This window comes from Paenibacillus sp. FSL H3-0321 (assembly GCF_038002865.1).
GTDB lineage: Bacteria > Bacillota > Bacilli > Paenibacillales > Paenibacillaceae > Paenibacillus_AQ.
The window spans coordinates 2483238-2506487 of record NZ_JBBODH010000001.1; the positions used below are offsets into that span (position 1 = coordinate 2483238).

15 protein-coding genes are annotated in these 23250 nt (G+C 51.4%); 2 read left to right on the top strand and 13 right to left on the bottom strand.

Features of this window, described 5'->3' with window-relative positions; translation table 11 throughout:
* Positions 1-85 precede the first annotated feature (85 nt).
* The gene (gene cymR / locus MHI45_RS10950) at positions 86-505 is read right to left on the bottom strand and encodes a cysteine metabolism transcriptional regulator CymR (protein WP_038595549.1); all 420 of its coding nucleotides are present in this window, start codon (positions 503-505) and stop codon (positions 86-88) included.
* Between the two features lie 313 nt (positions 506-818).
* On the opposite strand from cymR, the gene mnmA reads away from it, so the two are divergent.
* Entirely contained in the window at positions 819-1940 is a 1122-nt protein-coding gene (gene mnmA / locus MHI45_RS10955) for a tRNA 2-thiouridine(34) synthase MnmA (RefSeq protein WP_340896901.1), read from the top strand.
* A 167-nt stretch (positions 1941-2107) separates the two neighbouring features.
* Here the strand turns inward: mnmA and MHI45_RS10960 are convergent, their stop codons facing one another.
* From MHI45_RS10960 to MHI45_RS11000, 9 genes are all read right to left on the bottom strand, one after another.
* Complete coding sequence (locus tag MHI45_RS10960) at positions 2108-3949, bottom strand: oligopeptide ABC transporter substrate-binding protein (protein ID WP_340896900.1); 1842 nt, start codon at positions 3947-3949, stop codon at positions 2108-2110.
* Between the two features lie 20 nt (positions 3950-3969).
* Positions 3970-4875 (bottom strand): ABC transporter permease, encoded by a 906-nt coding sequence (locus MHI45_RS10965; RefSeq protein ID WP_076109146.1) that lies wholly within the window; start codon positions 4873-4875, stop codon positions 3970-3972.
* Positions 4876-4902: 27 nt separating this feature from the next.
* Entirely contained in the window at positions 4903-5865 is a 963-nt protein-coding gene (gene opp4B, locus MHI45_RS10970; RefSeq protein WP_340896899.1) for an oligopeptide ABC transporter permease, read from the bottom strand.
* 5 nt (positions 5866-5870) lie between these two features.
* Complete coding sequence (locus MHI45_RS10975; protein ID WP_340896898.1) at positions 5871-6806, bottom strand: ABC transporter ATP-binding protein; 936 nt, start codon at positions 6804-6806, stop codon at positions 5871-5873.
* On the bottom strand, positions 6793-7809 hold the full coding sequence (locus MHI45_RS10980; RefSeq protein WP_340896897.1) for an ABC transporter ATP-binding protein: 1017 nt from the start codon (positions 7807-7809) through the stop codon (positions 6793-6795). Before MHI45_RS10980 ends, MHI45_RS10975 begins: the two co-directional genes overlap by 14 nt.
* 346 nt (positions 7810-8155) lie before the next feature.
* The gene (locus tag MHI45_RS10985; protein ID WP_340899748.1) at positions 8156-11140 is read right to left on the bottom strand and encodes a glycoside hydrolase family 48 protein; all 2985 of its coding nucleotides are present in this window, start codon (positions 11138-11140) and stop codon (positions 8156-8158) included.
* Between the two features lie 31 nt (positions 11141-11171).
* Positions 11172-13904 (bottom strand): glycoside hydrolase family 9 protein, encoded by a 2733-nt coding sequence (locus MHI45_RS10990; RefSeq protein WP_445322175.1) that lies wholly within the window; start codon positions 13902-13904, stop codon positions 11172-11174.
* Between the two features lie 388 nt (positions 13905-14292).
* Positions 14293-15597, bottom strand: coding sequence for a replication-associated recombination protein A (locus tag MHI45_RS10995; protein ID WP_038595567.1), 1305 nt, complete (start codon positions 15595-15597; stop codon positions 14293-14295).
* 147 nt (positions 15598-15744) lie between these two features.
* Positions 15745-16026 (bottom strand): CD3324 family protein, encoded by a 282-nt coding sequence (locus MHI45_RS11000; RefSeq protein WP_038595570.1) that lies wholly within the window; start codon positions 16024-16026, stop codon positions 15745-15747.
* A gap of 502 nt (positions 16027-16528) precedes the next feature.
* Here MHI45_RS11000 and MHI45_RS11005 point away from each other — a divergent pair.
* Positions 16529-18547, top strand: a complete 2019-nt coding sequence (locus MHI45_RS11005) for a methyl-accepting chemotaxis protein (RefSeq protein ID WP_340896896.1) — start codon at positions 16529-16531, stop codon at positions 18545-18547.
* Positions 18548-18620: 73 nt separating this feature from the next.
* On the opposite strand, the gene MHI45_RS11010 is transcribed toward MHI45_RS11005, so the two are convergent.
* The 3 genes from MHI45_RS11010 to MHI45_RS11020 all read right to left on the bottom strand — a co-directional run bounded on the left by MHI45_RS11010 (position 18621) and on the right by MHI45_RS11020 (position 23191).
* Positions 18621-20816 carry a HelD family protein gene (locus MHI45_RS11010; protein ID WP_340896895.1) on the bottom strand — a complete coding sequence of 732 codons (2196 nt, stop codon included), beginning with the start codon at positions 20814-20816 and terminating at the stop codon, positions 18621-18623.
* A 159-nt stretch (positions 20817-20975) separates the two neighbouring features.
* Complete coding sequence (locus tag MHI45_RS11015) at positions 20976-22277, bottom strand: NCS2 family permease (RefSeq protein WP_038595576.1); 1302 nt, start codon at positions 22275-22277, stop codon at positions 20976-20978.
* Between the two features lie 158 nt (positions 22278-22435).
* The gene (locus tag MHI45_RS11020; protein WP_076109153.1) at positions 22436-23191 is read right to left on the bottom strand and encodes a tRNA threonylcarbamoyladenosine dehydratase; all 756 of its coding nucleotides are present in this window, start codon (positions 23189-23191) and stop codon (positions 22436-22438) included.
* Positions 23192-23250: the final 59 nt, after the last annotated feature.

Genomic DNA, 23250 nt, shown 5'->3' on the forward strand with positions numbered 1-23250 from the left:
AACGAACGGTTGCGGGTAAATTGCGGGTAACGGTTCGTAAAAAAGCTTACTATTCCCTTGAACAGCGCGGGTTTCCTGATATCCGTTAGATATAAAACATATAGTTGTCAGCCTTACTTTCTTCCTTATAGTTGATTAAGTCAGACAATGTGGTGGAATCCAGCACATCGGCAATGCTGTCGCGGATGCGCAACCAGAGGTCGCGTTTTGCCGGATCATCTTCTTCTGTAAAATCAACTGGCGATATGGGGCCTTCCAGTACACGGATAATATCGCCGGCTGTAATGGTGATGGATTCGCGTGAAAGGATATAGCCGCCGTAAGCACCACGAATGCTCTTCACAAGCCCTGCGTTGCGCAGTGGGGCAATGAGCTGTTCCAGGTAATGCTCGGATAGTCCGTTTTTCTCGGCGATGCTTTTAAGTGAGGTTGGACCTTCGCCAAATTTCAGGGCAAGCTCCATCATAATGGTTAATCCGTAACGTCCTTTTGTCGATATCTTCAAGGGGCACCTCTTTCGGTTTAGTTGCTGATAGAATCATAATCCATTGTTACGACATGAGATATGTCATATCAAGGTATTCCGATGTTTGCTCTCAGCTTATGTTATCATATTTATGGACATATTTGGAGCCAAAAAAGTAACTTTTCACATGAATGTTCGCCAGTGGTGGACAAATTGTCAATTTTATCGTCTTTTCTGCTGCATTTTCCCGTCCTCACGGGCAGTTTGGGCTGGACAGGTGTGTTATAATACAAAATGAGCCGGGTGTTTGTATCAATAACCGGTATTTTTTGCATAGAAAATGGTGATTACGATGACAAAGGCAAACCAGGACACACGTGTCGTCGTCGGCATGTCCGGAGGGGTCGATTCCTCCGTTACGGCACTTCTGCTGAAGCAGCAGGGCTATGACGTCATCGGTATCTTCATGAAGAACTGGGACGACACCGATGAGTTTGGCGTATGTACGGCCGAGACTGACGCAGAGGATGTCCGCCGCGTGTGTGAGCAGATCGATATTCCTTACTATACCGTTAACTTCGAGAAGGAATACTTTGATAAAGTCTTTTCCTATTTCCTCGATGAATATAAGGCCGGACGCACACCAAATCCGGATGTGATGTGCAACCGCGAGATCAAATTCGGAGAATTCCTGAATAAGGCACTACAACTGGGCGCCGATTACGTGGCTACCGGGCATTATGCACGGGTCATTCAAGAAGACGGCAAGTTCAAGCTGCTGCGCGGCGTGGACAGCAATAAAGACCAGACCTACTTCCTAAACGCGCTGAGCCAATACCAGCTTTCCAAAGCGATGTTCCCGATCGGACATCTGCCAAAACCTGAAGTACGGAGAATCGCCGAGGAAGCCGGATTGTACACAGCCAAGAAAAAAGACAGCACCGGCGTCTGCTTCATCGGTGAGCGTAACTTCCGTGAATTCCTAAGCCAGTATCTGCCTGCCCAGTCGGGAGACATGGTCGATATCGCCACAGGCGAAGTGAAGGGCCGCCACGAGGGCCTGATGTACTATACGCTGGGCCAGCGCCAGGGGCTGGGAATTGGCGGCTCCGGCAATGGTGAGCCGTGGTTTGTGGCTGAGAAGGATCTGGACCGCAACATCCTGTATGTAGTCCAAGGGGACAAGCACCACAGCCTCTACTCCACCAGTCTGATCGCCTCCGGGGTCAACTGGATAGACGGCCTTACCCTTACGGATGTACCGCTGAAGTGCACCGCCAAGTTCCGCTACCGCCAGCCTGATCAGGGCGTAACACTGACAGCACAGGAAGACGGTACCGTGCATGTTGCCTTCGATGTGCCGCAAAAGGCGATCACACCGGGCCAAGCTGTTGTCTTCTACCTGGACGAGGAATGCCTTGGCGGAGGTACGATTGAAGCTGCAGAGAAGGTAATACCGCAGCCGCAGCAATAAGAACCGAATGAACGCACCTAAAAACGGCTGCTGACCCCACCAAGGTCGGCAGCCGTTTCTATGCAGCTAAAGCGATAGCGTTTAGCCCTATGTGTATACAAAAACCTCCTTGCGGCTGTAAAATCCGCAAGGAGGTTTTGAATTACAGGTTGCTAAATCCCGGAAAATTACTGCGCAGCAATCCCCTTGTCGGCGGACAGTGCAAGCTCATTTCTGTAAATACCCGTTCCATCGCCGATAGCGTAATTCAGAACGCGGTTATTAACCGGAACGAGTGCTGCGCGATAAAGGGTTGGGAATACAGGAATCTCGTCAACCATCAGCTGCTGCCACTCTTTGTAGATTTCTTTACGCTTCGCTATATCAAATGCTGCTTCGGATACGCCCTCTTTCATCAGGCGGTCGCTTTCTTCACTTGCGTAACGCGGGAAGTTGTAGATAGCGTCGCGGCCATACAGTCCTTGTGGATCCACGTCGATACCGACTGTCCAAGCGCCTTGGTATACATCAACAGAAGGATCATCTTCACCATTGGAACCTACGCGGTCATAGAAGGTGTTGAACTCCACCATTTCCAGCGTTACATTCAGACCGATGGCTTTCCACGACTGCACATAATATTGGGCCAGCGGCTCAGCGATATCCGAACCTGTCATGGAGATGAAATTGATCGTCAGCGGCGTGCCGTCCGGATTGGTACGAAATTCTCCGTTAAGTTTATAGCCTGCATCATCCAGTGTTTTCTTTGCTGCTTCCTGATCAAACGTTACTCCAGGATTGCTGTCATCGTGGAATTCGGGATGGGATGGCGGAATCAGCGTAGTCGCGTTCCAGCGCAGACCATGATAGAATTTCTTGCCGACGGCATCATTATCCACCGCCTGCCACATCGCTTTACGCAGAGCTACATTGCCCATCTTCGCCTTCGGATCAGGAGCAACCACTTTTTTGGTCGCGTCCCACTTCCCAAGCTTGAAGCCAATGTAAGTATAGGCACGGTCAATTGCTCCAAGGTATTCAACATTGGACAATTTAGAGTTATCAGGGAACTGGTCAATTGGGAAGCTGTCGACCAAATCGATATTTCCGGCTTTAAGCTCCTGCACAACTGTAGTCGGTGGAATTACTTTCAGGACAACCTTATCCAGCTTGGGAGCGCCGCGCCAGTAGTCGCCATTCTTGACAAACACTACAGATTCACCAGGGACAATACTTTCCACTTTAAATGGGCCGAAACCGATTGGTTTCTGGCGGACCTCAGGGGAAGCGGAGATTTTGGCTACATCCATATTTCCAAAAATATGCTTCGCCAGCGGATAAATCCAGACGCTGCCTGTCAGCAGGGAAGGAGTGGATTTCACATAAGTAATTTCCAGTTTTTTCTCACTAAGTACTTTGATCCCGGAAATCGTCTTGGCTTTGCCGGCATGGTAATCTTCCATACCTACAATGTTGGTGAAGTCAGAACCGTAACGAGGGCCGTCATAGGCCGGATTACCGATAACTTCATGGGCAAACAGCCAATCTTCAGCTGTCACAGGCTTGCCGTCATGCCAGTTTACATTGTCGCGGATGGTGAAAGTGAAGGTGCGTCCATCTTCAGAGACTTCATAGGTAGCAGCCCCGTCATTGGTATACACATAGTTCTTATCCCAGGTCAGCAAACCTTCGTCAAACCACTCAAGGACCTCAGAATCTGGATTACCGGAATAGAAGTTAAAATTCAAAGTTCCTTCAAAGGGAGTATCGGATACAAGGCCAAAGTTGAGTGTGCCGCCTTCAATGGCTTCACCCTGGTTCTTCTTAACATTGCTGAAATCTGCGATGTTGTACAGCCCGTCTTCTGCTGCCGGTGCTGCAGTTGGAGCAGTTGTAGCAGCTGCATCTGTCTTGGCTGTTGCCGAAGGCTCAGCCGCTTCGTTGTTGCCTGAGCCGCAGGCCGTAACCGCAAGCGTCAGGACAAGCATCAATGTGAAGAGCATGGTCTTGCCAGAGTTTCTTTTTCTCATTCTTGTTTCTTCCTCCCTTATTATCCTTTTCTTTGTCTTGCATCCGTCGCACGCTTAAGCGCCTGACCGACATTATTTATACTCAACATCAATACCAGGATCAGCAGTGATGCGGGTAACCATATCCACCATCTCGATTGCAGCGTCTGCGGATTCCGGGCATAGCTGACCAGCGTCCCCAGACTAGGCGTGCTTTCAGGAAAGCCGAAGCCGAGAAACGAGAGTCCCGACTCCAGGCCGATGTTGGCGGCCAAATTCAGCGTCATCGTAACGATAATGATGGAGCTTAAGTTCGGCAGTACCTGGTTGAACATAATCTTAAGATGGGAGGAGCCCAGCGTTCTGGAGGCCTGGACATATTCCAGTTCCCTCTCCTGCAGTGTCTTCGAGCGTATTAGCCTCGCGATGCCCATCCATAGAAATGCCGTCATGATCAGTGAAAAGGACAAGGTATTATATTTGGGAACCGCCGTAACAAACGCGATGACAATCATCAGCATCGGCAGGATCATAAAGAAATCCACGAAACGCATAAAGATATTATCGACGAATCCACCGAAATAGCCGGAGATCAGACCTACCAGAATACCGATAACACCCGTCATCAGAGTGACCATAATACCGATACTCAGCGAGTTGCGCGTACCGATAATGAGCTGGCCGAACACATCGCGTCCGCCGTAATCGGTGCCCAGCCAGAATTTAGCCGAAGGCTTCTCATATAAGGCGAACAGATCGACGGTTACAATCTGCTTTTGATCCAGAAACAGGGCGATGCCAAATACTCCGCATACAACTACACCTAGAAAAATCAGGGAGACCAAAGCCAGTTTATCTCTGAAAATTTCCTTCCAGAGGATTCTCCATCCGGATGGGCTCTTCTCCATATCCTGCGGGAGCGACAGCTCAGCGCTTGATTTTGCCATTACATTCACCTCAACAAGTTCTGATCATTATTTAATCCGGATACGGGGATCAACAATGCCTAATATGATGTCCGAGAGCAGGGATCCGACGATTTGAGCAATCCCATACAGCAGCACAAGTGCCGTTACAACGGTGAAATCGCGGATAACGATGGAGCTCAGGAACAGCTGGCCCATGCCGGGATAGCTGAAAATACTCTCTACAAAGATGGTGCCGCCAATTAATCCCGTAAGCTCATACCCGAAAAAAGCGGCAATCGGCAGGAGGGAGTTGCGTAAGATGTGGCGGTTGTACACCCGTGATTCCGAGGCGCCTTTTGCTCTTGCCGTAAGGATAAAATCCTTCTGCTTTGTATCAATGATTTCGTTCCGCAGATATTGGACTGTCCCGACGGTAGTAATCAGCGCGATGGATATGGCCGGAAGCAGCAAATGATATAACTTGCTCAGAATGTAACTCATCGTCCCGGGGACCTCGCCCGGTGATACGCTTCCTCCGGTAGGGAACCAATGAAAGTAGAAACCAAACATCCAGAGCATAACCAGGGCTACGATAAACAAGGGAGCCGCAAATCCGACATAGGTATATCCTGTAATCAACCGGTCGCCCCAGGTGTCATTGAAACGTCCGCTAATGATGCCGAGCGGAATTGCAATTAAATAGGTAATGACCAGAGTCGTCATAGATAACCACACCGTGTTCATCAGCCGCTGGCCAATCAGCTCAGTTACCGGCATCTTAAAGCGGAAGGACTGGCCCATGTCTCCCTGCAGGGCATTAGTGATCCAATCCCAATACTGGATGTACCACGGATCATTCAGGCCGAGCCGTTCCCGCATCGCTTCAATGGCGGCCGGATCAATGTTCGGATCGAGCAAACCGGTGAGCGCATCTCCGGGCATGGCTTTGGCCATAAGAAATACCAGAATGCTGAGCAGAAATACTTGAGGGATCATAATCAATATTCTTCGTGCAATAATCTTCCACATACGTCTCAACCTTTCTCGGGCATGGCCACCAAATGGGTATCGGAAATGGGTTGTAAAGGATAAGCTAAACCGTCATTGTCAAAATAATTCCGGTAGGCTCCCTCGTACTCCTCACTTACGGACTTGCGGAACCGGGTCCGTTCGTCACGCTGCAATGGGTCAATGTCCGGGATTGCGGCAATCAGACGTTTCGTATAAATATGTCGCGGATTGTCAAAAATATCCTTAGGCGTCCCCTGCTCAACATGTCGTCCCTTGTACATAATGCCGATATGATCGCACATATGTCTGATGATTCCGAGATCATGACTGATAAATAGGTAGGTTAAATTCAATTCCTTTTGGATGTCCCGTAAAAAGTTAAGCACTTGTGCCTGAACCGAGACATCCAGCGCGGACACCGGCTCGTCGGCGATGATCAGCTTGGGCTTCAGCGCAATCGCCCTGGCGATTCCGATCCGCTGACGCTGTCCGCCGGAAAATTCATGCGGATATTTATAAATGTTGTCCGGACTCAGGCCGACCTGCTCCAGCAGCTCCTGAACTCTCCGTTTCTCTTCCTGGGGGGACTGTTTGTCGAAATTGCGCAGCGGCTCGGCAATGATGTCGAGCACACGCTTCTTGGGATTGAGTGATGAATAGGGATCCTGAAAGATCATTTGAACGTCGCGGCGGACATTGCTCAGCTTGCGTGAGTTCTTCAGGGCTAAATCGGCGCCTTCAAAAAGAATGCTGCCGCCCGTAATCTCGTTCAGCCCGATAATCGCTCTTCCTGTCGTTGTCTTACCTGAGCCTGATTCACCGACTAATCCGTAAGTCTGCCCGGCCTCAATGGTGAAATTGACCCGGTCGACCGCCTTTACCTCACCGACCGCTCTGCTGAATATGCCGCCTCTAATCGGGAAATGAACCTGTAAATCCTTAACTTCAAGCAGTGCCATGGCTGTCAGCCTCCTCAACGCTCTCGGGGAAATGAAAATGTCTGTAGCAGGTGCAGCGGACCAAATGACCCGGAGCGATTTCGTGCAACTGTGGATTCTCCTCATGGGCTGATTCATCAATCCATGGGGTTCTGGCGGAGAAACGGCAGCCCGTACGCGGCAAGTTTTTGAGCGACGGGACGATCCCCTGAATCACATGCAGTCTGGACTTCGCTTCCTTGACCGTAGGTATCGAATTAAATAAAGATCTTGTATAAGGATGCTGCGGGTTGGTGGTCAGCGTATAAATATCAGCAATTTCGACAATTTGCCCGGCATACATAACAGCCACGCGATCTGCCATTTCACTGACTACGCCCAGATCATGGGTAATGAGGATAATTCCTGCTTGCATATCATTTTTGAGCTTCTTGATCAGTTCAAGAATTTGCAGTTGAATCGTTACATCCAGTGCGGTTGTCGGTTCATCGGCGATTAACAGCTGTGGTCCGTTGGCGATTGCGATGGCAATAACTACCCGCTGCCGCATTCCGCCGGATAATTCATAAGGGTATTGCTGATATGTATGCTCGGGACGGGGAATTCCAACCTTGGTCAACAAATCGATGACCTTTGCTTTTCTTTGTTTCTTGGAGAGGCCGGAATCATGAAGGAGAAGTACCTCTTCAATCTGCCGTCCGATAATCATAAGCGGATTTAGTGCAGCCAAGGGGTCCTGGAAAATCATCGACATTTCCTTGCCGCGGACCTTATTCAGCATGCCTGGGGACATTTTGACAATATCCTGACCTTTGTAATACACATGTCCATCAATTTTTGCTTTGGTGTGCAGCCCTATTATTGAGAAAGCCAACGCACTTTTGCCTGATCCGGATTCTCCTACGATGGCGAGGATTTCGTTCTTCTTCACCGTGAGCGTCACATCATCGACCGCAGCGTAATATTCGTCTGCAATCTTGAAGGATGTCGTTAAATTCTCAATACGCAGCAAATCTTCACTCAAGTTCATCACCCTAACACTAGGATTTTTTTAGCAAGGAGCACATATGTGATATACAGTAACCCTATCTATCAACTACGAATTGCCTTTTAGGATTATATTGGAATTAATCCCTGAATGTTAGAGTTTATTCTAATTGACTTATGGTAAATTATCAATGATTTTTCCATAAAAAATTTTTGTTGTGTTAAGTAACATGACAAATACGACAAGATTCGACTCATCTATTAGATTTTTTTGTCACATATTTTCACAGTTTCGTACATGAAATGTGATATTAATAGCAAAGCCGCAAATGTCCCGGAGTATTGGGGCTTTGCGGCTTTTCATTTTACCTTCTACTGCACTTTTAAGGCTCTAACCCCCAGACCAGCGTTCCATTCAGGTAAAGCGGTGCACGTGCCCAGTCAGTGAACGAGGTTTTGGCCGGGTCGTAAGAATAATCGCCGATCTCGTTATAATTGCTCCAATCGGTTTTGTTGATCCGCAGCTGAATTTCACCGGTGCTGGCTCCGGGAGCAAGGGTGCCCGCACCTGCAGTGAAGGAGATCTCCACATAATAATCTGCCTCTGTCACAGAGGGAGTCAGCTTCACGAATGTTCCCTGCACATTGCCGCTGCCTATAGCGGCATAGTCCACATTGAACTGCTGCGCCTTCTCGCCGTCTACCGTGTAGTAGTAGCGCAGCTTTACATCCTTAAGTGCAACCGAAGTGTCCCCGCTGTTCACAATCCGCAGCTGCGGACGGAACTGGGCATCGCCCGGATTCGTATCATTGGTCCGATACTGCACGATCAGATCCCCCACAGGCGGCTCGGGAACCGCTGCTGGCTTGGCGCTGACCTCGGGTGAATTCGGGCTTGTTCCTACTTTGTTAGCTGCACTTACAACATAAAAGTAGGTCGTTCCATTGACTACAGAGGTATCGCTGTAAGTTGCCTGGGTAACTACTGATACATCGCTGTAAGGACCTCCGCTGACAGTGGCCCGCTTAACTGTATAATTGTCGGCAGCAGTTACATTGTTCCAGCTAAGCTGTACAACACTGTCGCCGGCAACAACAGCCGGTTTGGAGGGCGCTTTCGGGGCAACGGGCTCGACCGGACCGCTGCTGTTGTTGATTAACCTGTCATATTCGGCATAGGCCGTGGCCATATCCACTTGGGACCAGAAGCGGTGATACGTAAATTCAGGTGCTCCATTCTCCCATTGCTTAGTGGCCGTATTATATGACGAATTATATTTGTTAAGCAGGTACTGCCAATCGGGATCATTCACAATATCCGGCCGGATGTCAGTATAGCTGGCGTAGACACCGTTTCCGCCTTTGGCAGGATCGGAAGGTACTGTCGCTGTTCCCGGAATCGTATTGCCTTGTCCAAAGGTACCCGTCCAACCGCTTGGGAAATAGACCTCCTTGGTGAAGTAACGGGCATAATCGCCACGGCTCTCCTTAGTTGCTATACCGACACCATCATTATATCCCCAAGCTGTATCCAGCAAGGATTTAGCCAGCTGCTGAGCCTTCCCGCCAAGCGCGGTATAACTGCCGTTTTCTGCCTCAGTACCTGCGGCAAAGAAGGTGAGCGCTTTAATATAGCTGCCGAGTACACCGGTATCCTGGCTCGGGCTCTTGGTGACTGACTTTAAATTGCTGTTGCCGTCACTGCTTGCAAAACCGGTCCAGGTATCCGGTTTCCCCTGCCATTCCACATTGCCCGGAATCCAGAATTCTCCCGGAGCAGCAACTGTAGCTACTTGGGGATTATCACCGCCGAGAATGCGGTTGCCCTGGCTGTCCAGATAATAGCCCTCTGCATCCGTAACCGGCCGGCTGCCTGCAAAGGCATAGTCCGTGGACCATTCCACCCAGTTCTCCACCACCTGCTTGGCCATCTGGAAGTTCTCGGAGGTTGTGTCGCCGCTTGCAGCCAGAATATAATACAGCTCGGCCACACGTTCAACACTCCAGGCCTGCATTCCGAACCAGTTGTTGGACGGCGGATCATGGTAGACTGGTGCGTCATCATATGCCATGCCGTAGAAGGTGCTTGTGCCGGCAGGATAAGCCTTATAAGCACCGTCGTAACTGTTCGTTGCTCCGCCGGCAATCGCGCCTTCGGCAGATTGCAGCCAGGTGTAGAACTCCAGCTGGCGCTTCAGCGAATTGCTCCAGTCCTGCCCTGCTGTTGCTGATGCCGGAACCAGACCGCCGTCCGGATTAGAAAGCGCATAGGCTGCCACGACATTCTGGTAACCCTGATGCGCATGGCTGGCACCGATTCTCCAGGCCCAATTGCCGGTTGAACCAAGCCCGCCGCCCCAAGCGGTATACCAGGCAAGCAGGTATTGGTTGGAATCCTTACCGGTTCCCGCTTCCGGTGTGCCGTCAGCTGCGCTGCCGACCTTTTGGAAATACTTGTCGTACATGCCGTAACGGAGATAATCCCCCATTTTCTTGGCCTTGTTCAGATAAACTGAATTATTATAGCCAAGCTCCCGGGCCCAGTACATAGCCTGAACTGCACGTGCATCTGCGTCGGTAGCATTGGTATAACGCCACTGTGCTGCAGGCGCATTGCTTTCTTTGGTGAACAGGCTCATAAAGCCCTCACCTGTCTTGCCGAATGATTTGTCGTCCTGGGACGGATGCGGGACAGCTTCCCACACCGATTCCTGTTCGCCCCTCTGGAATGTATTTACATAAGCGGCTGTATGTGTAGGATTCAGCAAGTTGCCGAAGCCGTACCAGTTGTCCACATCCACCAGCCAATGCATAAGATAGGTCTGGTTGTTGCCATAGCTTGCTTTCAGTTCGGAATCAAGCGGGTCTTTGCCTGCCGTGTACTTTCCGCTAAGCTGGCTTGGATACTGATCCGGCTGCGCATACTCGGAAGCGTAGGTAGCCGGGCTGTTCGCATTGTAATAACTCATCGTCGGCTGCTCCTGCTTGCCGTCGCCTTCATTAACAGGGATAATGTATTTCTCCATGTTGTCCCAAGCCGTTTCCAGCTTGCTCCAATCGCCAGTATGATGGCCATACAGCACCTCGAGCCACATCCAGTAGCTGTAAGCTTCCGAGGTGGTCATATGCCCGTAATCGGGCGCTTCGCTCATCAATGTCTCTACCGCATGGTAGGGAATGCCTTCAGCTGAGAAATAGCCGTTCGCCGGATCCTTTAGCTGAGCATATAATTGCAGAAATCGGGTCTCCTCCGCCGAAGCGGCCTTTGCAGTTCCGGGGCTACCAGTAAACAAACCGGTTATGAGTGAGAGAAACAGAATCGAGGCCATTATAGCGGAAATAGGCTTCTTACTTAAGCTCAATTTCATCATTTTGGCTAGCTCCCTCTCTGTAGATAAATTATGGTTCTAAACCCCACACAAGTGTTCCGTCACGATACAGTGTCACCTTTTCCCATTCGGCGAAGGCAAGCTGCGTTCCACTGTAGGAATAGTCATTGCCCTCGCTGTAATTCGTCCAGTCCTCTTTGTTGGTGCGCACCTGAATTTCTCCGCTGTTCCCTCCGGGAGCAAGGCTTCCGGCACCTTCAGCAAAAGTGATCTCCAGATAGTAGTCCGCTCCGGTTAGGGACGGATTAAGTTTCGCAAAGGAACCGCTTACATTTCCGCTGCCGACAACGGCATAATCGCAGTGGAATTGCTGGGTTTTGTCTCCGTCCACGGTAAAATAGTAGCGGAGCTTAAGACCACTCAAAGGTACCGCGACAGTTCCCGTGTTCACAATCCGGAATTGCGGGCGCATCTGTCCGTCCCCGGGATTGTTGTCATTAGTACGGTATTCCACCCTTAAATCACCTTTTGCCGGAGTAGGTGTTTCACGCGGCTGGGCACTAACCTGCAGAGATGGCGTACTCTCGCCAACACTGTTCGAGGCGGTGATTACATAATAATAGGTAGTACCATTAACCAGCCCGTTGTCGGAATACACGGCCCCTGTTGTGCTTGCAACTACAGTGTAAGGCCCGCCACTCGTTACAGCCCGTTTAACTGTATAGTCCGTTGCCCCGCTGACTGTGTTCCAGGACAGTTTTACGCTGGCGTTCTCAGCAGCAGCCGCTACACCGGAAGGCTGTGCGGGCACCTTCGGTTCACCCGGATGTCCGCCTCCAGGAGGCAGTTCACCGAATACAAGCACCCCGGCGTCGTATACCGGTATATACGCCGTTTTTACCGGAAGCGCTCCTCCCGTTGCCACGCCTTTAAATGAATAGTCATTTGTATTGTCCCAGAAGAGCGTGTTGAGCGGAGCGGCGATCCGGAACTGGACTTCCTTCCGGTAAGCGGATTGACCGCCCGGATAGATCGAAGTGCCGGTAAAATCAACCTTGGTGTAATAAATATGATGTTCTTCATCATAAGGCTGAAGTGCGGATACCGTTGCTCCCTGGTTGTAGCCACCGGCAGTGACCGTAATATCCTCCGGACCGTACCCTGCGGCAATTGCTTCGCTGAGGTCCAGATAATAATGGAAGGACATCGACTTGCTGACCCGTGCCGGCCAGCCGGAACGGTTGTTGAGCAGTGCCCGGATCTCTACAAAATTGCTGCCACTGGCATTTACGGAAGCCTCGACAAACATTTCATCCTCAGGGGTCTCTGCCGCAGGAAACTGTGGTTGCGGCTGCTGCCCTTGCCCGTGGAGCAGCATCATTTTGGCCAGCGCCCCTGTAAAGGCGGAATTGTAGTCGGTTGCCACTTCATTCGAGACATAGTCGTTGATCGAATCGGTATACGTGTCCGTCTTGGATGGACCCCCGACCAGCGCTCCGTATAAAACGTGACGATGATCTGAAGGAGTAGACTGGCTGTCGCTCCATGAACCATGTGAGGTCCGGTGATGCGGATGCTGCGGCGAATTGTTGCCATACCCGATCACATAGCTGCTGTTCCGCGGGTTGTCGCCCAGCATATACGTAATCTGCCGTTCCGCGAAAGAACGGGCCGTTTCGCCTTTGACAGGGTCGCTTACCCAGTCCGCGTAAACAAACGCCAAAAATGCCTGGTTGGCGGCATATCTCAGGGCTCCCCACTGATCCAGATGTGCCAACCCTCCAGGTGTATAGGCGACCCGGTCGCTAGTCCCGCCTACACCAGTTGTCCAATACTGCATGTTGCGTTCCGTAGATTGAATGAACTTGGCATCCCCGGTAATCCGTGACAGCAGCAGCTGCGCACCGTAATGCTTGTCATCCCAGGATTGTGTCCACTGGTAACCCCATAATCCCGATTGGTTCGTTCCCCACAGACTGCTTGCGGCAACTGCCTTATCCAGGTACGTCTGCTCTCCGGTCGCCAAATAGAGCCATACACCGCCCCAGCTCAACTCATCGGCATAACCGCTCCATGAATTGTAATACTGCTTGACGTCGGTAATACTGTCCGAATAGGCGCCGCGGTAAGTGTCCGCAAATTGATACAGCTGTTTGGCATGCAGCAGCAGCTTGTCCGCATAGACAGCATCCGAATCCCGGAAGATAATCGATGCCGAAGCCAGCGCCGCTGCGGTTTCTGCCGCCAGATCAGAGCCGGGATGAGTTGCATCAATTTTGTAGGAGGGCCGCTGCATTTGCATCACTTCCGCTGCTCCCCACCAATTATGGTCGGCCGTTCCGTTCCCTACCTGTCCCCATAGCTCATTTGGAGCTGTATGGGCTTTGACAAAATAGTCGGTAGCCCAGCGGATATTATCCAGAATCTCCTCCAGCTGGCCGGACTGCACGTAACCATCCTTGTATTCATAGACCGACCAGGCCAGCATCGTAGCTGTATAAGCCATTGGAAAACCAAATTTGACATGATCCCCCGCATCATACCAGCCCCCGGATAAATCGTGGCCGACATCCGCGCCATCCAGAAGTCCGGAGTCCCCCCGCCACTCGACCCGGTTGTCTTCCGGCAGATCGCCTGAACGCTGAGCCTCATAGAAATAAATCGATTTTTGCAGTGCCTCTGCGTAGTTGTAGCCGGCAGCCGCTGCTGTGCCCACAGATGGGTGAAATACAGCTCCGGAACATGTAACCGCTAACATAAAGCTCAAGGACAAAACCCAGCCCTTCCTGATCCCTTTGCCCATCTTAGCCCTTCTCCCTTCTTGTCCTTCTTGTCCTTCTTGTCCTTCTTGTCCTTGTGTTCAATTTCATCTCTGCACAGACTCTTCAAACCGTGGCTCCAAACTCTTATTCATTCCCAATGAAGTTTCCCACCTTCTTTCCGGGTGTCTTTAGGATGATTTGCATCCTATGTAAATATATACCATATATAGGAATGGAATTCTATATACAAAATAGCAAAAATGTAATAAAAAATAGATATTTTTGTAAAAAAATTGGAGTCTATCAGAAAAACCGCGAGTCCGTTAAACAAAAAACCGCTTCTTTTACAAAAGGAATGAAATCTCCCCCTGTAAAATAAGCGGCTGATGCATAAAATGGAGAAAGTTGTACAATCGAACTCCTACATGACTACTGTCCGCGCCGAAGCGACTGGTTATGGCGGATCTTCGCTTCATTGCCCTGTTCAGTAGCCTGATAAAAGACCCGGCGTGCAATAGCCTTAGGCAGATAATCCTGTTTGACATAATGGCCCGGAAAATTATGCGGATACTGGTAGCCCTCATGGCCGAGCTTCACGGCTCCTTTATAATGCGTATCGCGCAGATGCAGTGGTACTTCAGCCGATTTCAACTCGTCGATACTGGCCATGGCATTCGAAATCGCCATGGTCACGGCATTCGATTTCGGACTTTCCACCGCAAACAGGATCGCCTGGGCAATATTCAGCTTGGCTTCCGGCCAGCCGTTATTGCGGTAGGCTTCCAGTGCGCTGACCGCCTGGACCATCGCCTGCGGATTGGCCAGACCGATATCCTCACTGCTGGCGGCGATCAGCCGGCGGATGAATGTCATCGGGTCCATCCCCAGCTTCTCCACAGCATAGAGAAACCAGAACAGCGCCGCGTCGCTGGAGCCGCGGATGCTTTTGTGAAACGCAGACAACACATCATATTGCGTCGATTCGTCCGCTTTGACAATCGGGCGGCGGATGGATTCTTCAGCCACCGCAAGCGTAATATGCACACTTCCGTCCGGTTCCGGCGCAGTGGTCATGGCCGCCAGCTCAAGTGCATTAAGCGCCCGGCGGATATCGCCGTTGGCCATCGTTGCAATATGCTGCAAAGCTTCTTCATCCACCTGCAGCTGCATGAACCCAAGCCCCCGCTTCTCATCGGTAAGCGCCCGCCTCATAGCAATCAGACTGTGCTCACTGGTCAAGGACTCCAGCTGAAACAGCGTGGAACGGCTCAATAACGCCCCGTTCACATAGTGGAACGGGTTCTCCGTCGTCGCGCCGATAAAGGTGATGGTCCCCTTCTCCACAGCGGGAAGCAGTGCATCCTGGCGGGAGCTGTTGAAGCGGTGCACCTCATCCAGAAACAAAATGGTCTTGGAGCCGTACAATGCCTTATTGCTCTGAGCACGCTCGATCACTTCCCGCACATCCTTGACCGAGGCTTCGACCGCATTCAGGCGGACAAATTCCCCCTGTGTATGATGGGAAATAATATGCGCCAATGTTGTTTTTCCGCAGCCTGGAGGGCCGTAAAGCAAAATAGAGGAGACCTGATCTGCCTCAATCGCTCTGCGCAGCAGCTTCCCCGGGCCAACAATATGCTCTTGTCCTATATATTCATCAAGATTCGCCGGACGCATGCGGTCCGCCAGCAGGCGGCCGCTACCGGTGTCTTCCCCGAGCGAAAATAAATCCATTCTTCCACTTCCTTGCTGTAATCTTGTAGGTCGGCACTATTAGAATACCTCCCACTATCATACCATACCACGGATACATCCTAATATTTAAAAAGAGCATGACCTCGCCTCCTCCGGCGGTGCCATGCTCTTTGTTCAAAGTTCAGGCTAGCGGTTCAGCGCCAGCCGCATTTTTGAAATAATCTTGCGGATGCTTTCTTCGGATAAATGGTATCTCTTCTGCAGCTCGTTCACCGAGCAGCCGCTGCTGTGACTGCAGAATATCTCCTCGTTCCGGCTGGCAATCTCCTGCCTGGATCCGCTGTTCTCGCCCCATCTTACCCGTTGCTCGGTTTTCTTGGGGATGTATAGCAATTCACCCTGGATGTATCCCTGAAGCTCTTCGAGCAGGCCCGGGGGGAGCACATCCTTCCCATTTACATAACTCACTTTTTACTTCCTCCTTCAACAGGTGTGTCCCTTTGTGTCCGACGACTGCTTGTAATGAATTGATCACGTCACCTGCCTCCTTTCTTCAGCTCATATTTGGTAAATACCGTAAGTTCATTATATAAAAACCATTGGATAGCGTCTACCTTCGGTTTTTGATCACAACTTTATGTGAATTATTTATTTCTATGTTTTTTAAATAAGGAGGCCTTTCGGCCTCCTCCGGTTATGCGGATTTCCGTCTTAGACGGAAACCACCTCGTATACTGAAATCATTTCAATCAGCCTCCTTCCAGAGTAATCTGCCCGGCCGGACACTTATTATTAAGCCATACCCAGGGATAGGTTACAAGTTCAAGAACAGTTATAACTGTTCTTCACCAGATGGGAACTTATTTTTTTAAGAAAAAACTAAAAAATAAGTCGATTAGTGTCGAAATATAAAAGTAATTATCTATTAACTAATAGATATGGAAGTAATTAAAAGCAGGAGGAATATAATATGACAGCTAAAAGGCACATCCTCAAACAAGTATTCCGCATCAAGAAACTTAGAACCGAACTAATGGCTTTTATCATTACCGCCATTGCAGTTCCTTCGCTTGTACTAGCTGTCAACTCTTCAGAAACTTCCAAAACAGAGCTGCAGGGCAAAATGGAGGAAACTACAAAATCGAGCATTCATCTTCTCGATAAGACACTTGAGCAATTAATACAGCTGGAGAGCAGCAATGTGAATCAGCTTGCCTATCAAATTACTGCAGCTGATCTGACAGCGAACTCTCCACGCGTACGGAATCAGATCAACAAATTCAAAGCGGAGCATCCTGAGATCGACATCGTCGCTTTAGGTAACAGCGATGGCAAGTTTATGCTCGCGCCTGATTCCAAACCAAACGACTATGATCCCCGGGTCCGCGACTGGTATATTGACGCGCTGAAAACACCGGACCGCACATCCGTTATCAACCCGATTTTCTCCAAGGTTACAAACTCCTTCATCCTGCCGATCTCCAGAGCCTTCCAGGACGGCAAAGGGGTAGCTACGATCAGTTTGAGCATGAACGGGCTCATGGAACTGGCGCAGAATGTCAGCCTCGGTTCCAGCGGTTATGTATATATACTGGACAGCAGCAATAAGGTTATCTACCATCCCACTCTGGAGGTAGGAAGCCCCGTTACAGGCGGGCTGCTGGATACGCTGAATGCGGCCCCGGCAGGCAAAGTGTCCTACAAAGACAGTGCGACAGACTTGGCAATGGATGGCTTTTACATTACGAATGAGCTTAGCGGCTTTAAGCTGGTCGGTGTCCTGCCCGAGAGCGAGTATACAGAGGCCGTTTATCCTATTTTGTATAACTCAGCTATCGTTCTGCTGGTTGCGCTGCTTCTGGCCGCTGCAGTAACGTTCTTCATTATCCGCCGCATCACCAAGCCGCTTGAGCAGCTGAACCGTTCGGCAAAGCGGGTCAGCGAAGGCTATCTGGATGAAGTGGTCCACACGACACGTAAGGATGAAATCGGGCAGCTTGCAGGCAACTATAATGCCATGGTAGCGTCGCTTCGAAAGATGGTGCAGGATGTGGCCGAAACCTCAGGCCAGCTCGCAGCTGCCAGTGAGCAGCTGACAGCCAGCACCGGCGAGAACAGCAAGGCTGTGGAGTATGTCACCGGACTGGTGGAGGAGTCCACCCGCGGTGTGGAAACCCAGGCCCATGCTTCCTCCGAGGTAGCTGTAACTATGGATGAAATGTCCGAAGCCATCCATAAAATTGCTTCCGCTTCCCAGGCCATTGTAAGTGCCGCAGTGCAGACTGAGCAGGTTGTTAACACCGGAAGCACCAGAGTGCAGCATGTCAGCGAGCAGATGAAGACGATCCGCCAGTCCGTTCAGCAGTCCGGCGGACTGATTTCCGAACTTAACGGGCTTAGCACAAAGGTAGCAGAAGCAAGTACAGCGATCTCCGCGATCGCGAAGCAGACCAATCTACTGTCGCTCAATGCAGCTATTGAAGCTGCCCGTGCCGGAGAACAGGGCAGAGGGTTCGCCGTTGTTGCCGGAGAGGTGCGGAAGCTGTCCGAAGCCTCGCATGTCAGCGCGGGTCAAATTCAGGAGACCATTTCCGAAATGGTCGGCCTGATTGCCAGCGCCTACGACGTAATGAAGCATAAAGTGGCCGAAGACGTTGAACAAGGCATGAATCTGGCGCTGGAAGCGAGCGATGCCTTTATCCAGATTGAGCAGTCCACCCGGCATGTGGGCGAACAAATTCATGAGGTTTCGGCGATTACCGAGCAAATGTCTGCCAGCTCGGCTGAAGTGGCCGCCTCCGTACAGGAGATGGCTGCCATCTCGCGGGCGGCGCTGGATTCCTTCCAGAGCGTAACAGCTGCAACGGAGGAACAGCTTGCTTCCATGGAGGAGATTACGGCTTCCTCTGCAGCGTTGTCCGCTATGGCTTCCGATATGCAGCAGCAGGTGGAACGGTTCCACATCACGGAACAAAATGAGATGAAATAAGACGTTCTCACCCTATAGAATATAAAAACGGACCGTCCTGTTTATGACAGGCGGTCCGCTTTTTATATTTGCACTACTGCGAATCAGGCCAGCCGGAGACTGTCTCTTCTCCAAGCAGCTGTACATAAGGCGGCAGCTGCCCGTCATGCAGCAGCCACAGTTCATGCAGCGCACGGGTACAGCCGACATACATCAGCTTCGCGTCCCAGGACGCTTCCCCGTAATGTCCGCTGTCCGCGTCTGCCAAGATGACGGCGTCGAACTCCAGCCCCTTGGACAGATACACCGGCAGCACAGACAGCCCGCCCCGGTATTCAGTCATGCTGCCGTCAATCAGGTGAAGATCCTCAAACTGTCCGGCAAGCGCGTCGTACAGCTCAGCAGCTTCCCGCAGGCTGCGGGTTAAGACAGCCACTGTGCGGTATTCACGCCCGGAGAGTGCCCCCAGAGCCGTTCTGACAGCACTGAGGCGCTCATTCCCGGCTGCTGCTGCCGCCGGCTGACGATCGGCGTAAGAGATCAGCCGGACCGGGTTGCCGCTGCGGAAGACCGGAACGGCGAGCAGGGAGCTGCCAACACCGGAAGACAATATGCCGTTGGCAAATTCAATGATCTCCATGGTGGACCGGTAGCTGCGGGTCAGTGCATGATAGGCCGTATGTTCCGGTGCAAACAGCGTCTGCATTTCTTCCCAGGCATGTACGCCCTTGTAGGCATGTATCCCCTGTGACAAGTCACCCAAAATGGTAAAGGAATGACCCTTCACGTACAAATCAAGCACCGCAATCTGGAAAGGCGAGAAATCCTGCGCCTCATCAATAACGATATGGTCAAAGCGGTCTCCGCCATCATTTCCGCTGAGCAGATAATGAATATAGAGCAGCGGCGGCAGATCCTCTTCGCGCAGGATGCCTTTTTTGAGCTCCTTGACCGTTTCCTTCAGCACACCTTGCGGAATAATCTCCGGGGCTGCAGCCGGCCAATGCTCCGGAACCTTTACTGCCCGGAAAATCTGCTTATAGATCATAAGCGGATCATATTTGGGCCACTTGCCGCTGTAGGTCTTCTCGCGTGCCGCCGCTTTTTTCTTGCGTTCCTTCAGCGCTGCTTGCGAAGGGCTCTTCTTCAGCTCCATCTCAATCCAGCGGTGAATTCTGGCCATCACACGCTCTTTGCGTTTGGCCGGCGGATAGGGGGCGTATTCCTCGTTATGCCAGCGCAGAATCATCGAACGCCGCAGTACCGCACCTTCCCAGGGAATGAAATCCCCCTCCGGCACCGCACCGGTCTCAAGCAGCTTGATCGTGGCTTCAATAATCTCCATCAGCACCGTTGAACCCTTGAAGCGGCCCGGTGTTTCTTCAGTAATCTCCGGCATGCTGCCAGCCGTTTCGAACCAGCGGTTCATCGTTTCCGCTGTATCTTGCTCCGGCAGTGTGATACCCAGCACGTCCGCAGCCCAATCCGGGAAGGTACTCTGGGCAATGTTGCCCACGCCAAGCTCCGGCAGCACATCCGAAATATAATCCAGGAACATCCGGTTCGGGGCGAAAATAATCATTTTCTCCGCGGAGACCTGTTCTTTGTATTGATACAGCAGGAAAGCCAGACGGTGCAGCGCAACCGTTGTTTTTCCACTTCCGGCCACACCTTGAATGATCAGCGCCGTATTCTTGGCGGCACGGATAATCTTGTCCTGCTCCTCCTGAATCGTCGAGACGATATCGCGGAGACGGTTGTCCTTATTCTCGCCCAGGCGGTACACGAGAAATTCATCGGATACGGCCGGGGCGTCGCTGTCGCGGTTGTAGGTATCCGCCACCCGCTCCAGGATTTGCTTGCGGATCACCACGTTGCGTTTTAAATATACCAGCCCCTCAATCAGCCCCTCCGGGGCTTCATAGGAGGCCGGCTCCGTTCCGCCTGTAAACGAATAGAACAGGCTTGCTACCGGTGCGCGCCAGTCAATGACTAGCGGACGGTCGCTTACCTGTTCTCGGTCTACGCCGATTTTGCCAATATACAGTGCCTTGCGTTCGTCCTCGTCATTGCCCTGAAAATCAAGCCGTCCGAAATAAGGCTCCTGCCTAAGCTTGGCAAGATCTTTGCGCCTCTGTTCTCTGGAATCCTCCAGCACTTGTTCCGTATACTCGCTTCCTGTGTACACCGGTATGCTGCGCAGTCTCTCCAGAACAGTGTCGATCTCAGTAAGCGCGCCGTTCAGCCTGTCTTCTTCCTCTTGATAGGCACTTTGAAAGTCGTCTTCCAATTTCAGTTACCTCCTAAAAGTAATCTTAAAGAATGATCTCGTGCAAGACTGGCTTCACTCACACAAAAAGGATACTCATCATATCACAACAGACCGGTGAAATCCACATATTTCAAATTCTAGTATACAGGCGAGTCTCGATAAGCTGCTCCGCCAGTTTCAACCCATTAAGGCATGCAATACAAAATTCGCCACAAAAAGTCCGGCGATGCCGTACAGCGCAGGCGGCACTTCCTTGCCCCGGCCCATAGCGAGTTTAACGATGGGATAAGTAATGAAGCCAAAAGCCATTCCGTCGACAATGCTATAGGTGAACGGAATCATTACCATGATCAGGAAGGACGGAAACAGCTCGGTCATATCGCTGAGATCCATCTCACGTACGCTCTGCACCATAAGACCGCCGATTACAATCAGGATCGGTGCGATGGCGCTGTCCGGCACATAAGCCAGTAGCGGTATGAACAGGAAGGTTGCCCCGAACAACATGCCGGTAACCAGCGAGGTAAGCCCGGACTTTCCGCCTGCCGCAATGCCTGCAGTCGATTCTGCGGCAGCGACTACCGGACTGCTGCCGAACAGGCCTGCCGCAATATTAGCGATGGACAACGCGCGCAGGCTGCTCTTGAATCGCTCCGGGCGTCCTGCCATCAATGTCTGGGAAGAGATCAGCCCGATATTTTCAAACACAACAATCAACAGCAGCAGGAACACGGCAATCCAGAACACAAGGCTGATCCCCCGGCTCAAGTCCATTCCGGCAAATACATCGCCATAACCGGAAAACACATGGCCGGAATCCTCCTGGCCCGGGGCATGCGACGCACCTAACAGATAGGCAAGTCCTGTGCCCACAATCATGCTGATCAGCAGTCCCCCGCGAGTTCCGCGGATGAACAGCACCAGTGCCAGAACCAGGGTTACGCAAGAGGTTATCACAGCAGGGTCGCTGAAATGTCCGATCGCGACAAATGTTGTCCGGTGGGCGATGACGATTCCGCTTTTTTGCAGGCCTATGAAGGTCAGAAACAAGCCAATTCCGACAGTAATCGCATGCTGCAGATTATGGGGGATCGCGTCGCTGAGAATACGGTACAGCGAGGTGAACGCCACAATCGCAAACAGCACTCCGGTCACAACTACAACAGCGAGCGCTTCCCGCCAATCCAGCTTCATGGAATGCACCAGCGTATAGGTGAAAAAGGCGTTGATCCCCATTCCCGGAACGACGATAATCGGTGTCTTGCCGCCGAAGGCCATAAGCAGACAGCCGGTAATTGCCGTCAGCAGCGTAGCCACCATACCGGCCCGCAGCGGCATCCCCGCATCATGCAGAATAGCAGCGTTGACCATAACAATATATACAGAAGCAAAATACGATAGGATCCCAGCCGCCCATTCCTGTTTCCAGTTGTCGCCCGGCTCCAGACCTACGCTATTTCGCCAAAAATTCGATTTCATCTAAATACCTCCACTGATGGTAAATTCCGCTGCCAATACAGCATTCCTGCGTTGTTTCCGGATTTCAAAATCACAATAAAAGGGCGTAAGCAGCCGGAATCCGGCTGCACGCCCTTTTGTCCTTTGGTTAGTTCGAGCTGAGATAGGCCTGCTTTCGTTTATACGTTTACTCCGCCAGCCTTCAAAAGGTCCTGTACGGCTACACTCACCATAATGAGTCCAACTACCGGAGGCACAAACGAGTTGCTGGCAGGCGGCAGTTGGGCCTTGCGTCTGTCCGGTGCATCTTCGGGAACGATCTGCTCGGTCACATCCACACGCGGTTTCACCGGCTTCTCGGTAGAGAATACAACCTTCACACCTTTTTTGATCCCTTCCTTGCGCAGCTTCTGGCGGATCACACGGGCAATCGGGTCCATCTCCGTCTTGGAAATGTCAGCCACCTTAAAGCGTGTCGGGTCCATTTTGTTAGCTGCGCCCATGCTGGAAACCATCGGGATTCCCCGGCTCAGGCATTCTTTAATGAGATGGATCTTGTAAATAATCGTATCCGAAGCGTCGATGACAAAATCGGGCTTGTATTTGAAGAGCTCCTCATAGGTTTCTTCCGTGTAGAACATATTCAGGGCAATGGCTTCGCATTCCGGATTGATCAGCTTGACACGGTCCACCATCAAATCCGCTTTTTTCTGGCCGATGGTTGTCGTAAGCGCATGAATCTGGCGGTTGATATTGGTGATATCCACTGCGTCTTTATCAATCAGGATAATGCGGCCGATACCTGTACGGGCCAGAGCCTCAACCGACATGGCCCCTACGCCGCCAATGCCGAGTACGGCCACTGTGCTGTTCTTCAAAATCTCCAGACCTTCCGGTCCAATGGCCAGCTCCGTACGCGAGAACTGATGCAGCATGATGTAGCGCCTCCTTCAAAAAGCCGGCGAAGCGGCGCTGCCGCTTCGCTTAGGCCTGG